Genomic DNA, 15850 nt, shown 5'->3' with positions numbered 1-15850 from the left:
TCCCGAATTTCCCGTAAGCCGATTTCAGGCAGGAACCCCATGATGGACGCCTTCGAACTCCCCCGCACCCTGGTCCAGTCCCTTCAACAGCGTGCTGCGCAGACGCCGGACCAGGTGGCGTTGCGCTTCCTCGCCGAGAGCGCCGAGCACAGTGTGGTGCTCAGTTATCGCGACCTCGACCAACGCGCCCGCACCATCGCCGCTGCCTTGCAAGCCAATGCTGGCTTGGGCGAGCGCGCGGTGTTGCTGTTCCCCAGTGGCCCGGACTATGTGGCGGCGTTCTTTGGTTGCCTATACGCCGGGGTGATCGCGGTGCCGGCGTATCCGCCCGAATCCACGCGCCGTCATCACCAGGAGCGTCTGCTGTCGATCATCAGCGATGCCGAGCCGCGGCTGCTGTTGACTATTGCCAGCCTCAGCGAAGGCCTGGCGCAGATTGAAAATGCGCCCGCGGTGTTGAGCGTCGACACCCTGGAGGCGCAGCAGGCCGACCAGTGGGTCGAGCCCGACCTCAAGGCCGACGACATCGCGTTTCTGCAATACACCTCCGGCTCCACCGCCTTGCCCAAGGGCGTGCAAGTCAGCCACGGCAACCTGGTAGCCAACGAAGTGCTGATTCGTCGCGGCTTCGGGATCGACCTCAACCCTGACGACGTGATCGTCAGCTGGTTGCCGCTGTACCACGACATGGGCCTGATCGGCGGCCTGCTGCAACCGATTTTCAGCGGCGTGCCCTGCGTGTTGATGTCGCCGGCCTATTTCCTCGGCCGGCCCTTGCGCTGGCTGGAGGCGATCAGCGAATACGGCGGCACCATCAGCGGTGGCCCGGATTTCGCCTACCGCCTGTGCAGCGAACGGGTCAGTGAGTCGGCCCTGGAACGCCTGGATTTGAGCCGCTGGCGCGTCGCCTATTCGGGTTCCGAACCGATCCGCCTCGACACCCTGGAACGCTTCGCGGAAAAATTCGCCACCTGTGGTTTCACCCCGAATAATTTCTTCGCCTCCTACGGCCTCGCCGAAGCCACCCTGTTTGTCGCTGGCGGCAGCCGTGGCCGTGGCATTCCCGCCCTGCGCCTGGACGAACAGGCGCTGGCCGCCAACCGTGCCGAACCGGGGCAGGGCCCTGCGATCATGAGTTGCGGCACTAGCCAGCCGGACCACGCCGTGTTGATCGCCGACCCGCACACCCTCACCGAGCTGCCCGACCAGTGCGTCGGCGAACTCTGGGCCGCCGGCCCGAGCATCGCCCACGGCTACTGGCGCAACCCTGAAGCCAGTGCCAAGACCTTCGTCCAGCATGCTGACCGCACCTGGTTGCGCACCGGTGACCTGGGCTTTATCCGCGACGGCGAGGTGTATATCACCGGGCGCCTGAAAGACCTGCTGATCGTGCGCGGCCACAACCTCTACCCCCAGGACATCGAACAGACCATCGAGCGCGAAGTGGAAGTGGTGCGCAAGGGCCGGGTCGCCGCGTTTGCGGTGAATGACCAGGGCGTGGAAGGCATCGGCATCGCTGCGGAAATCAGCCGCAGCGTGCAGAAAATCCTGCCGCCCGAAGCGCTGATCAAGGCGATTCGCCAAGCCGTGGCCGAGGCCTACCAGCAAGCCCCGAGCGTTGTGGTACTGCTCAACCCCGGCGCGTTGCCGAAGACCTCCAGCGGCAAAGTGCAGCGTGCAGCCTGTGCGCTTCGGCATGCCGATGGCAGCCTCGACAGCTACGCGCAATTCCCCGGGCTGCAGGGGCCGGCGAGCGAAGTGGCGCTGGAATCGGACCTGCAACAGCAGATTGCGGCGATCTGGTGCGAGCAACTGCAACTGGCTCATGTGGCGGGCGATGATCACTTTTTCCTGCTGGGTGGCAACTCCATCACCGCGACCCAAGTGGTCGCCCGCCTGCGCGAAAGCCTCGGGCTGGAGTTGAACCTGCGCCTGCTATTTGATGCGCCGACCCTCGCGGCCTTTGCTGCGGCTGTGGCGCAACTGCAACAGGACGGCGGCGTGGCCCAAGGCGCAATCCACGCGCTGTCGCGTCAAGAAGACCTGCCCCAATCCCTGGCACAGAACAGACTGTGGATCACCTGGCAATTGGACCCCAACAGCAGCGCCTACACCATTCCCGGCGCCTTGCACCTGCGCGGCGAGCTGGATGAAGACGCACTGCGCCACAGCTTCCAGCAACTGATCCAGCGCCACGAAGCCCTGCGCACGCGCTTCTACGAACGCGACGGCCAGGCGTTCCAGCGTGTCGAGGCGTCGGCGGATTTCGAACTGCCGATCATCGACCTCAGCGACTTGCCCCACGCCGAGCGCGAAGCCCGTGCGCAACAGGTGCGCGAAGAGCAGGCGCGCAGCCCGTTCGACCTGGAAAAAGGCCCGTTGCTGCGGGTAACCCTGGTGCGCCTGGACGATGAAGAGCACCAATTGCTGGTGACCTTGCACCACATCATTGCCGACGGTTGGTCGCTGAATATCCTGATCGACGAGTTCTCGCGCCTGTACGCCGCTGCCGCCCAGGGCCAACCCCTGGAGCTGCCGCCGTTGGCCTTGCAATACGCCGACTACGGCAGCTGGCAGCGCCAATGGCTGGCCGAAGGCGAGGGCCAACGACAGCTGGCGTACTGGAGAGCGCAGTTGGGTGACGAGCATCCGGCCCTGAACCTGGCCACCGATCACCCGCGTGCCGGCCAGCACCGGCACAGCGCCGCGCGCCATAGCGTTCGCCTGGATGCGCGCCTCAGTGCGGCGATACGCCAGACCGCCCAGGCCCATGACTCGACGCCGTTCATGCTGCTGCTGGCGACGTTCCAGACCTTGCTCTATCGCTACAGTGGCCAGCGCGATATCCGTATCGGCGTGCCCAATGCCAACCGTCCGCGCCAGGAAACCCAGGGCCTGATCGGCTTCTTTATCAACACCTTGGTGCTGCGCGCCGATCTGGACGGGCGCCTGCCGTTCAACCAGTTGCTGGCCGCCACTCGCGAGACCACACTGGCTGCCCAGGCCCATCAGGACCTGCCCTTTGAGCAACTGCTGGAAGCCTTCCCCCAGGCCCGCGAACAGGGCCTGTTCCAAGTGATGTTCAACCACCAGCAACGTGACCTCAGTGCCTTGCGCCGCCTGCCGGGCCTGCTGGCCGATGAGTTGCCCTGGCACAGCCGCGAAGCCAAGTTCGACCTGCAACTGCACAGCGAAGAAGATCGCAATGGACGCTTGAGCCTGTCGTTCGACTACGCCGACGAGCTGTTCGATTGCGCGACCATCCAGCGCCTGGCCGAGCAGTTCATTCATCTTCTTCAAGCTGTGTGTTCGCAACCGCAACACGCCATCGGCGACCTGCCGTTGATGCAGGCTGACGAACAGCAACCCTGGAGCGAAGCCCCCTGCGCGCCGGCCCGGCACTGGCTGCCCGAGTTGCTCAGCCAACGGACGTCGGACGCCACCGCGCTGGTCTGGCAAGACGGCAGCCTGACCTTCGCCCAACTGCACACCCAGGCCAACCGCCTGGCCCATTACCTGCGCGACAAGGGCGTGGGCCCGGACGTGTGCGTGGCCATCGCCGCCGAGCGTTCGCCGCAACTGCTGATCGGCCTGCTCGCCATCATCAAGGCCGGTGGCGCCTACGTGCCGCTGGACCCGGATTACCCCGCCGAGCGCCTGGCCTACATGCTCAAGGACAGCGGCGTGCAACTGCTGCTCACCCAGACCGCCTTGCTGCCCCAACTGCCCAGTGCCGAAGGCGTGTGCGTGATCGCCATGGACAGCCTGCACCTCGACAGCTGGCCGACCCAGGCGCCCGGCTTGCACCTGCATGGCGATAACCTCGCCTACGTGATCTACACCTCCGGTTCCACCGGCCAACCCAAAGGCGTGGGCAACACCCACGGCGCCCTGGCCGAGCGGTTGCAGTGGATGCAGGCCACCTATCAACTGAACGACACCGATGTGCTGATGCAAAAGGCGCCGATCAGTTTCGACGTGTCGGTGTGGGAGTGCTTCTGGCCATTGATTACCGGCTGCCGCCTGGTACTGGCCGGGCCGGGCGAACATCGCGACCCGCACCGTATCGCGCAGCTTGTGCAGGAACATGGGGTGACCACGCTGCACTTCGTACCGCCGCTGTTGCAGCTGTTTATCGACGAGCCGCTGGTGGCCGAATGCACCAGTCTGCGTCGCCTGTTCTCCGGTGGCGAAGCCTTGCCCGCCGAGTTGCGTAACCGCGTATTGGCGCGCTTGCCAGCGGTGCAATTGCATAACCGCTACGGCCCGACCGAGACCGCGATCAACGTCACCCACTGGCAATGCGCCGCCTCGGATGGCGAGCGCTCGCCGATTGGCCGGCCACTGGGCAATGTGATCTGTCGCGTGCTGGACGAGCAGCTCAACCCGCTGCCGGTCGGTGTGCCGGGCGAACTGTGCATCGGCGGCATCGGCCTGGCGCGGGGTTACCTGGGCCGTGCCGGGTTGACGGCCGAACGTTTTGTCGCCGACCCGTTGGGCGCGGCGGGCACCCGCCTGTATCGCACCGGTGACCGTGCGCGCTGGAACGCCGATGGCGTCCTCGAATACCTCGGGCGCCTCGATCAGCAGGTCAAGCTGCGGGGTTTCCGGGTGGAACCGGAAGAAATCGAAGCGCGCCTGCTGGCCCTCGCAGGCATCGCCCAAGCCGTGGTGCTGGTGCGTGATGCCCAGTTGATCGGCTACTACACCGCCGACGCCGAACTGGATGAGCAAACGGTCAAAATCGCCCTGGCCGCCGAGTTGCCAGAGTACATGGTGCCCGCGCTGCTGATGCGCCTGGACGCCATGCCCCTGAGCCCCAGCGGCAAGCTCGACCGGCGTGCCTTGCCAGAGCCAGTATGGCAAACCCGCGAACACGTCGAACCGCACACCCCCTTGCAGCTGCAAATCGCCGCGATCTGGCGCGAGGTGCTGGGCCTGCCACGCATCGGCCTGCGCGATGACTTTTTCGCACTGGGCGGGCACTCGTTGCTGGCCACGCAAATCATCTCTCGCACCCGCCAGGCTTGTGACGTCGAGCTGCCGCTGCGCACCTTGTTCGAAGCCAGCGAGCTGGGCGATTTTGCCGAGCAGGTCGGGCTGATCCAGGCGGCGGGCCAGAGGAACCAACAGACTGCCATCGCCAAAGTCGACCGCAGCCAGCCGGTCCCCTTGTCCTATTCCCAGCAGCGCATGTGGTTCCTCTGGCAGATGGAGCCGGACAGCCCGGCCTACAACGTCGGTGGCATGGCGCGCCTGCGCGGGGTACTGGATGTGGGGCGTTTCGAGGCGGCCTTGCAAGCCTTGATCATGCGTCATGAAACCCTGCGCACCACCTTCCCCAGTGTCGACGGCGTGGCCTGCCAGAAGGTCTCGGCGCAAACCACTGTGCGCATGGGTTGGCAGGATTTCTCCGCGCTGAATGAGCCGCAGCGCCAGCAGCGTTTGCAGCAACTGGCCGATGTCGAGGCGCACACGCCGTTCAACCTGGAAACCGGGCCACTGTTGCGGGCCTGCCTGGTCAAGGCCGGCGAGCAAGAGCATTACCTGGTGCTGACCCTGCACCATATCGTCACCGAAGGCTGGGCCATGGACATCTTTGCCCGTGAACTCAGCGCCCTGTATGAAGCCTTTATCGACGAGCGCGACTCGCCGTTGCCAGCGTTGCCGGTGCAGTACCTCGACTACAGCGTGTGGCAACGCCAGTGGATGGAAGCCGGTGAGCGCCAGCGCCAGCTGGACTACTGGACCGCGCAACTGGGCAACGAACACCCTTTGCTGGAACTGCCCGGCGACCGTCCACGGCCACCCGTGCAAAGCCACCGGGGCGAGCTTTACCGTTTTGATTTAAGCGATGAACTGGCCGCCCGCGTGCGTGCCTTCAACGCGCAACACGGCCTCACGCTGTTCATGACCATGACCGCGACCCTGGCGGTGTTGCTGTACCGCTACAGCGGCCAGACCGACCTGCGCATCGGCGCGCCAGTGGCCAACCGAATCCGCCCGGAAAGCGAAGGCTTGATTGGCGCGTTCCTCAATACCCAGGTGCTGCGTTGCCAGCTCACTGGGCAGATGCAGGTCAGCGAGTTGTTCGAGCAGGTGCGTCACACCGTGATCGAGGGCCAGTCCCATCAGGACCTGCCGTTCGACCATCTGGTAGAGGCTCTGCAACCACCGCGTAGCGCGGCGTACAACCCGTTGTTCCAGGTGATGTGCAACGTGCAGCGCTGGGAATTCCAGCAAAGCCGCCAACTGGCCGGCATGACCGTGGAGTACCTGGCCAACGATGCGCGGGCGACCAAGTTCGACCTCAACCTGGAAGTCACCGACCTCGACCATCGCCTGGGTTGCTGCCTGACCTACAGCACCGACCTGTTCGACGAGCCGCGCATTGCTCGCATGGCCGCGCATTGGTGCAACCTGCTCGAAGCGCTGATCGCCGATCCCGGCCAGCGCCTCAGCGAATTGCCGTTGCTGAACGCGGATGAGCAACGCGCCTTGCAAGACAGCATGGGGGTGGAGAAGGGCGAGCATCGCCTCGACCAGTACATCCATCAGCTGTTCAGCCAGCAGGCGAGCCAGCGGCCGGATGCCCCGGCGCTGACCTTTGCCGGTGTGACTCTCACGTATGCGCAACTGGATGAACGCGCCAACCGCCTGGCCTGGATGCTGCGCGAGCGTGGCGTGGGCCCGCAGGTGCGCGTGGGCCTGGCGCTGCCGCGTTCGCTGGAAATGGTCATCGGTTTGCTGGCGATCCTCAAGGCCGGCGGCGCCTACGTGCCGCTGGACCCGGAATACCCGCTGGACCGCCTGCATTACATGATCGAAGACAGTGGCATCGGCCTGCTGCTCAGTGATGCGGCCCTGTTCGAAGCCCTGGGTGAATTGCCGGCGACGGTGGCGTGCTGGTGCCTGGAGGATGACTCGCCGGTGCTGGCCAATTACCCCGCCGAGGCGCTGCCGTTCGTGAGTCTGGCCCAACACCAGGCGTACCTCATCTACACCTCGGGTTCCACGGGCAAGCCCAAAGGCGTGGTGGTGTCCCATGGTGAGATCGCCATGCACTGCCAGGCGGTGATCGAGCGCTTTGACATGCGCCCGGATGACTGCGAGCTGCACTTTTACTCGATCAACTTTGACGCTGCCACCGAGCGTTTGCTGGTGCCGCTACTGTGCGGGGCGCGGGTGGTATTGCGCGCCCAGGGCCAGTGGGATGCCGAAGAAATCTGCGCGCTGATCCGTACCCATCGCATCAATGTGCTCGGTTTTACCCCCAGCTACGGCAGCCAGCTGGCGCAGTGGCTGGCGACCCAACAACAGACGCTGCCGGTGCGTATGTGCATCACCGGTGGCGAAGCCTTGACCGGCGAACACCTGCAACGCATCCGTGCGGCGTTCACGCCCCAGCTGTTCTTCAACGCCTACGGCCCCACCGAAACCGTGGTGATGCCCTTGGCCAGCCTGGCGCCCGAGCAGTTAGAGGAGGGCGCCGGCAGCGTGCCGATTGGCAGCATCGTCGGCGAGCGCGTGGCCTATATTCTAGACGCCGACTTGGCGCTGGTGCCCCGGGGCGCCAGCGGTGAGCTGTACATCGGTGGCGCCGGCCTGGCCCAGGGTTATCATCAGCGGCCGGGGATGACGGCGGAGCGCTTTGTCGCAGACCCGTTTGCCGCCAAGGGCGGGCGCCTGTACCGCACCGGCGACCTGGTGCGCCAGCGTGCCGATGGCCTGGTGGAGTACCTGGGGCGTATCGACCATCAGGTGAAGATCCGCGGTTTCCGCATCGAGCTGGGCGAAATCGAAACGCGCTTGCTCGAACATGAAGCTGTACGCGAAGCAGTGGTGCTGGCTCTGGATGCGCCGAGCGGCAAACAGTTGGTGGCGTACCTGGTCAGCGATGCCGAGCACGTCGCCTTGCGCGACGCGTTGAAGGCGCACCTCAAGGCGCAGCTGCCGGACTACATGGTGCCCGCGCATCTGATCGTGCTGCAAAGCATGCCGCTGACCGCCAACGGCAAGCTCGACCGCCGCGCCTTGCCGGAGCCGGACCCAGAGGCCAATCGCCAAGCCTACGTGGCCCCTCGCAGTGAGCTGGAACACAGCCTGGCCGCCATCTGGTGCGCGGTGCTGAACGTGGAGCAAGTCGGCCTCGACGATAATTTCTTTGAACTGGGCGGCGACTCGATCCTGTCGATCCAGGTGGTGAGCCGTGCGCGCCAGGCCGGGATTCATTTCAGTCCCCGTGACCTGTTCCAGCACCAGACTGTACAAAGCCTGGCGGCCGTGGCGACCCGCTCGGAGCGCGTCATCGCCGAGCAAGGGCTGCTGACCGGTCCTTCGGGCCTCACGCCGATCCAGCACTGGTTCTTCGACACCGACATCCCGGCTCGCCAGCACTGGAACCAGGCGTTGGTGCTCAAGCCACTGCAACTGCTCGATGCCCATCGCCTGGAGCAAGCGCTGCTGGCCGTGCTGGAACACCACGACGCGCTGCGCTTGAGCTTTACCCCGCGTGGCGCGCAATGGCATGCCGAGCACTTGGGCGTGCCGGAAGGTGGCGTGCTGCTGCAGGCGCAGGTGCGCGACATGCAGGCGTGCACGGCGTTGTTCACCGACACCCAGCGCAGCCTCGACCTGGCACAGGGGCCGCTGCTGCGCGCCTTGCTGGTGGATGGGCCGCAAGGCCAGCAACGCTTGCTGATCGCCATCCATCACCTGGTGGTGGACGGCGTGTCGTGGCGCGTCCTGCTGGAAGACCTGCAAAACGTTTATCGCCAACTGAGTGAAGGCCAGTCCGTCAGCCTGCCGGCCAAAACCAGCGCGCTGCGCGATTGGGCCGCGCGCTTGCACGCCTATGCCCACAGTGAATCCCTGCGCGAAGAGCTGAGCCTGTGGCAAGCGCAATTGGCTGGCCCGGCCGTGGCCTTGCCGGTGCAGCGCCCACAAGGAGCATTGCGAAACTGTGATGCCGAGACGGTCAGCGTGCGCCTGGATGCCGAGCGCACCCGGCAGTTGCTGCAACAGGCGCCGAGTGCCTATCGCACCCAGGTCAACGACCTGTTGCTGACCGCCCTGGCCCGCGTGCTATGCCGCTGGAGCGGGCACGCCTCGGCGCTGATTCAACTGGAAGGCCATGGCCGCGAAACCTTGTTCGATGACATCGACCTGACCCGCAGCGTGGGCTGGTTCACCAGTGCCTATCCGCTGCGTCTGACGCCCCAGGCCGAGCAGGGCGACTCGATCAAGGCGATCAAGGAACAACTGCGCGGTGTGCCCCATAAAGGCTTGGGCTATGGCGTGCTGCGTTACCTGGCCGATGACCTGTGCAAGCAGAGCATGGCCGCGTTGCCGAGCGCGCAGATCACCTTCAACTACCTGGGCCAGTTCGACCAGAGCTTTGGCACTGAGGCGCTGTTCCATCCACTGGAGGAATCCGCCGGCCTGGCCCATGACCCGGATGCGCCGTTGCCCAATGAACTGAGTATCGACAGCCAGGTCTACGGCGGCGAGCTGGTGCTGCGCTGGACCTTCAGCCGCGAGCGTCATGATCAACAGGTGATTCGCGATCTGGCCGAGGCTTACCTGGGCGAATTGCACAGCCTGATCGCCCATTGCCTACAGGACGATGCCGGTGGACTCACACCGTCCGACTTCCCCCTGGCGCACCTGACCCAGGTGCAACTGGACGCCTTGCCGGTTCCGGCCAGCGCCATCGAAGACGTCTACCCGCTGACCCCGATGCAGGAGGGCCTGCTGCTGCATACCCTGCTGGAGCCCGGCACCGGCCTGTATTACATGCAGGACCGCTACCGCATCAACAGCGCCCTGGACCCGGAGCGTTTTGCCCAGGCCTGGCAAGCGGTGATCGCCCGCCACGAAGCCTTGCGTGCCTCGTTCTGCTGGAACGTCGGCGAAGACATGCTGCAAGTGATCCACAAGCCCGGCAGCACGCCGATTGAGTACCTGGACTGGAGCGCCGACCCGCAGGACGAGCAGGAGCCGCGTCTGCAAGCCTTGCTCAAGGCCGAACGCGAAGCCGGTTTTGACTTGCTCAACCAGGCGCCTTTCCACTTGCGCCTGATCCGCGTGGGCGAGGCGCGCTACTGGTTCATGATGAGCAACCACCACATCCTGATCGATGCCTGGTGCCGTTCGCTGCTGATGAATGACTTCTTCGATATCTACACGGCCCTGGGCGAAGGCCGCGACGCGCAACTGGCGACGCCGCCGCGCTACCGCGACTACATCGCCTGGCTGCAACGCCAGGACCTCAACGAAGCGCGCCAGTGGTGGCAGCAAAACTTGCAAGGCTTCGAGCGCGCCACGCCGATCCCGAGCGACCGCCCGTTCCTGCGCGAACACGCCGGTGGCAGCGGCGGCATGGTGGTGGGCGACTGCTACACCCGCCTGGATGCCCGCGACGGTGCGCAACTGCGCGAACTGGCCCAGGCGCATCAGCTCACCGTCAACACCTTCGCGCAAGCGGCGTGGGCCCTGGTGCTGCGGCGTTTGAGTGGCGATCGCGACGTGCTGTTCGGCGTCACCGTGGCCGGGCGCCCGGTGGACATGCCCGAGATGCAACGCACCGTCGGCCTGTTTATCAACAGCATCGCGTTGCGGGTAAAACTGCCCGAGGACGGCCAGACGTGCAGCGTGCGCCAGTGGTTGAGCGCCTTGCTCGACAGCAATATGCAACTGCGCGAGTACGAATACCTGCCCTTGGTGACGATCCAGGAACACAGCGAATTGCCCAAGGGCCAGCCGCTGTTCGACAGCCTGTTCGTGTTCGAGAACGCGCCGGTGGAAGTCTCGGTGCTGGACCGAGCGCAAAGCCTGAACGCTACCTCGGATTCTGGCCGCACCCACACCAACTTCCCGCTGACGGCGGTGTGTTATCCGGGCGATGACCTCGGTTTGCACCTGTCCTACGACCAGCGTTATTTCGACGAAAGCACCGTGCAAGGCATGCTCGCTGAGTTCAAACGCCTGTTGCTGGCGCTGGTGCAGGGCTTCCATGGCGACATGGCCGAGCTGCCATTGATTGGCGAGCAGGAGCGTGAATTCCTTGTGGAAGGCTGTAACCAGAGCGCACATGCCTACCCGCTGGAACGCAGCTACATCGAGTTGTTCGAGGAGCAGGTCGCGCAGCATCCGCAGCGCATCGCCGCCAGTTGCCTCGACCAGCAATGGAACTACGACGAGCTGAACCGCCGCAGTAACGGCCTCGGCCACGCGTTGATTGCGGCCGGTGTGGGCCTAGACCAACCGGTGGCGTTGCTGGCTGAACGTGGGTTGGACTTGCTCGGCATGATCATCGGCAGCTTCAAGGCCGGTGCCGGTTATCTGCCGCTGGATCCTGGGCTGCCTGGGCCGCGCCTGAGTCGTATCATCGGCATGAGCCGCACGCCGTTGCTGGTGTGCACCGAAGCATGCCGGGAACAGGCGATCGAACTGCTTGAAGGCTTCGACTGCCAGTTGCTGGTGTGGGAGGAAATCCCCGCCCGTGGCGAAAACCCAGGCGTCTACAGTGCCCCGGACAACCTTGCCTACGTGATCTACACCTCAGGCTCCACCGGCTTGCCCAAGGGCGTGATGGTCGAACAGCGCGGCATGCTCAACAACCAGTTGAGCAAGGTGCCGTACCTGAACCTGAGCGATGCCGATGTGATCGCCCAGACCGCTTCGCAAAGCTTCGATATTTCCGTCTGGCAGTTCCTCGCCGCGCCGCTGTTTGGTGCGCGGGTGGACATCGTGCCGCCTGCCATTGCCCATGATCCGCAAGGGCTTTTGGCTCACGTTCAAGCACAGGGCATCACCGTGCTGGAAAGTGTGCCATCGCTGATTCAGGGCATGCTGGCCCAGGAGCGCATCAGCCTCGACGGCCTGCGCTGGATGTTGCCGACCGGGGAGGCCATGCCGCCGGAGTTGGCCCATCAGTGGCTGCTGCGTTATCCGCAGATCGGCCTGGTGAACGCCTACGGCCCGGCGGAATGCTCCGATGATGTGGCGTTCTTCCGCGTCGATCTGGCCTCCACCCGTGGTACTTACCTGCCGATTGGCACGCCGACCGACAACAACCGTTTGTACCTGCTCGATGGCGCCTTGGAGTTGGTGCCCCAAGGGGCGGTGGGCGAGTTGTGCGTCGCCGGCACCGGTGTCGGTCGCGGCTACGTCAGCGATCCGCTGCGCACTGCCCAGGTGTTTGTACCCAACCCCTTTGGCGCGCCTGGCGAGCGGCTCTACCGTACCGGCGACCTGGCACGGCGCCGCAGCGATGGCGTGCTGGAGTATGTCGGGCGTATCGACCACCAAGTGAAGATTCGCGGCTATCGCATCGAACTGGGTGAAATCGAAGCGCGCCTGCATGAACAACCCCATGTGCGTGACGCGGCGGTGGGTGTGCAAGAGGGGGCCAACGGCAAGCACCTGGTCGGCTATCTGGTGGCAGCCGATGCCACGCTGGAACCGAATGAACAGCTGGAGCGCATCAAGCAACGCCTGCGTGCCGAACTGCCCGAATACATGGTGCCGCTGCATTGGCTCTGGCTTGACCGCCTGCCCCTCAACGCCAACGGCAAACTCGACCGCAAGGCCCTGCCGGCCCTGGAAATCGGCCAGTTGCACAGCCAGGACTATGTGGCGCCACGCACTGAACTGGAAATCACCTTGGCGGCTATCTGGGCCGAGGTGCTGAAGGTGGAGCGGGTCGGGGTGCAGGACAACTTCTTCGAACTGGGCGGGCACTCGCTGCTGGCTACGCAGATTGCTTCGCGGGTGCAGAAGACGTTGCAGCGGGATGTGCCGCTGCGGGCGATGTTCGAGTGCAGCACGGTGGCGGAGTTGGCCGGGTATATCGAGGGGTTGGCCGCCAATGAAATCGGTGCCGAGAAGGTGGATCGGTTGAGTGATTTGATGGCTGAACTGGAGGGGTTCTAAGGCGCAAAGGGCGCTGTCCGTTGGTCGGGCAGCGCCGTTTTTTCAGCGCGAACTGTCAATTCTGACAGTAGGCGGGGTCGAAAAAATAGGACTCACTTAAGGGAGTGCCTTGGCCGGATTGGGCTGGTCGAGGATACCTACCTCTCTTGAACACGGAGTTCTGAAAATGGCCAAGCAAACCTCCACGCGTGAAACCCCCTCAAATACCGACAATGCGCCAACGCCTTCAATTACGCCACAGCCGCAGGCGCTGGAAGTCGACGCGCCCATCATCTCCAGTGAGCTGTACGGGACGATTACGGCAGAAGCGATGGAGAAGGACTCATACCTGACTGTCGACTCGCGCATGGACAGGTTGGACATCACCATAAAGTTCAGCATAAAGGAGGCGCCAGAGATCCGCTTGAATGATGTTGTTGACTCAAGCGGGCAGCCGGGTGCCAGGGAAATCCTGATTCCGCAGAAATACCTGACCATGTCCATGGGGTACACGCTGGTCGTATGGTACGAGGGCACAGTGAGCGGTAAACCAGCTGTTTCACTGACCAAGGAAGTGGGGGTGACTTTTTACTCGGCAGAACAAAGTAAAGCGCTAGCGCCTCGATTAAAAGATGAACATATATACCAAAATACGCCAACCTATGACATGCACGATCACCAAGGCGATGAGATAGTTGAAATACCTATTCCTCCACTCGCCCAGGTTGGAGATAAAATTTATTGCAGTGTCGTTATTGAGCAATTCAGTGGAAAACCCGTTTTCTATATCGTGGCTTACGGGGATGCATTAACGCTCAAAGATATAGCATCAGGAAAAAAACTTGAATTTGAGATTCCTCGTGGTTGGCTGGCACGTCAAAAGCCACTTTACGAATCAATTACTTGTCAGGCTGCCTGGATCACCAGTGGCGAGGAGCCCCAACCGCCGGCTGAAGTTGAAAATCCTGATGAAGAGACCCGTCTTCCCAGGAACGCTCTTCAAATCCAACATCGTCGTACCGCTGCTTTCATTGGGGATCAAGGCCTGGAGAATTTGCAGCCGCCCCATTTGCGGCAATCTGCGTTTTTCGACGATAAGTGGTGCCTTAACCCGGAACTCACCAAAAACGGGGGCGATGTGGACGCGCCGCAGCTGGACACTTATGCAGGTGATCAGGTCTGCTTCTATGTCAGCGGGCCCGGCTATGGATCGAAGTTACTGGGTTGTGTGGAGATTAAAAACGATGGGGACCCGGCGTCCGTCAAGTTACCGCGCTGTGTGATTGCTTGTTTCTTTAATAAATCGATGACGCTGAGCTATACCGTTCAATTTCCTAATCTGATGGGGCCAGAGCCTCAGTCGCCGGAGCGGGTGGTCGATGTGCTGAAGCCTAGACTTTCCATGTCTGAGATCGCAGAGGCCACTCACGGTAAGATTAACCTCAATATTTTTTCAGAGGACGCAACGGCGTTTGTTCATCTAGGGGACTATGCCACCTGCTCCGCATATTGCTGGATGTGGGTCACGGGCGAACATGAGGACGGGAGTGACTACCGTTTCGATATTTTGACCGGGGCCCCCGTCACTGAAGAATGGCAGGCTAAAGGGGTAGAAGTATTGGTCTCCAGGCATAAGCTGCAGCAACTGGCCGATTGCAGCGACTTTACGTTGTGCTTTGCCGTGTCGTTCTGCGAGGGTTCCGATCGATCAGAAGCCATTGAGGCTCCGCCGGCGAGTTTCCATGTCATCCAGGAATACCTAGTGTTGCCCGCACCTGAAGTGGACAAGGCTGAGGGCGACGAGTTGGAGCCGTGGAACGCCCAAGATGGCGTTGATGTGGTAGTGAGTTACCAGCGTATGAGTGACAGGCAAACCATCAAACTCTGCTGGAAGGACGATGAAGGCAATTATTGGCCGGTGGCCCCTCAAAAAGGTAACGCAACAGGTACCGTAAGCTTCCATATACCGGTAGACGCGGTGATTGCCGCCATCGGTACCATGGTGGAAATCAGGTACACAGTGACCACCTCCTGTGGGACTACGACGTCCGAGAGCCTGCCCCTGAAGGTGCTGGTGCCTCACCGTTTACCGACGCCTGTGGTGCGCCAGGCAACACCCGTCGCTACTCAGGACGGTGTCTTGAATCTAAGTACCTTTGCCGGTAACGCCGATATCGACATAGAGAAATGGTGGTTTATCCTGCTGCAGCAAAAAGGCAGGATGCACGCAGAAGGAACGCGGCAAAACGGCAGTCCATATGTGTTTGATGTATATCTGAAAAAACCAGTGACAGATACCAGCGTAGGATTATCAGATATCGTCAGGCGATCTGACTTGGCGGTTTTGAAGAATAACTCTGCGCTGACGTTTACATTTTTTGCCAGGCCCAACCCTCGTTCCGATCAAGGTGTTGAGGTCGAGTTTCCATCGTTAAGGCTGATTGCCCGCTATCAGTACAGAGATTTCACATCGTTTGCAGGCGGCAATCGAAACGGTTGGCTAGACGGAGCGGCATCTCAAGGCGAAAACAGAAGCGCCACGTTCTTTGGCAAGCCTTGCATAGCCAACGGCACGGCTTCCTCGGGCACCGCTGGCGTCATTCTGTACAAAAATCTGACTGGGCTTGAGGTGGGCCGTAGCTATCGCTTCAGTATGCTCGGCTGCACCTATAATGGGGCCGCCCCGTTACCACAGTTATATCTGCGTACTGATGCAGGTAACGTTGGCGCGGTAACAACGTTCACAGCCATGGCATGGAGAGAAATAGCGTTGGTTTTCGTCGCTTCCCGCTCCTCGATGCAGATGCAAATTCTATCTGACGTCGGTTCGGGAGCCAGCGGCAACGACTTCGCGATGACGGATTGTTTGATCGAGGACGTATAGCCTTGATGAAAGCTTGATCGAAAATGCTCCCGCCACATTGGCGGGAGCGTT

General features: G+C 62.6%; 2 protein-coding genes. Both read left to right on the top strand.

Annotation, left to right across the window (positions count from 1 at the left end; translation table 11 throughout):
• Positions 1 to 39 precede the first annotated feature (39 nt).
• Positions 40 to 12936, top strand: a complete 12897-nt coding sequence (locus ACWHXD_RS21355) for a non-ribosomal peptide synthetase (protein ID WP_138762452.1) — start codon at positions 40 to 42, stop codon at positions 12934 to 12936.
• A 166-nt stretch (positions 12937 to 13102) separates the two neighbouring features.
• A complete protein-coding gene (locus ACWHXD_RS21350) occupies positions 13103 to 15799 on the top strand; it encodes a hypothetical protein (RefSeq protein ID WP_138762451.1) in 2697 nt (898 codons plus the stop codon).
• Positions 15800 to 15850 lie beyond the last annotated feature (51 nt).

Source organism: Pseudomonas fjordensis, assembly GCF_976987115.1.
The sequence above is the reverse complement of the archived record's forward strand: the minus strand, read 5'-3'. Positions and strand labels throughout refer to the sequence as shown.

Coding starts and splice junctions, on each gene's coding strand:
- ACWHXD_RS21355 (WP_138762452.1), top strand. CDS start 40: ATGATGGACGCCTTCGAACTCCCCCGCACCCTGGTCCAGTCCCTTCAA.
- ACWHXD_RS21350 (WP_138762451.1), top strand. CDS start 13,103: ATGGCCAAGCAAACCTCCACGCGTGAAACCCCCTCAAATACCGACAAT.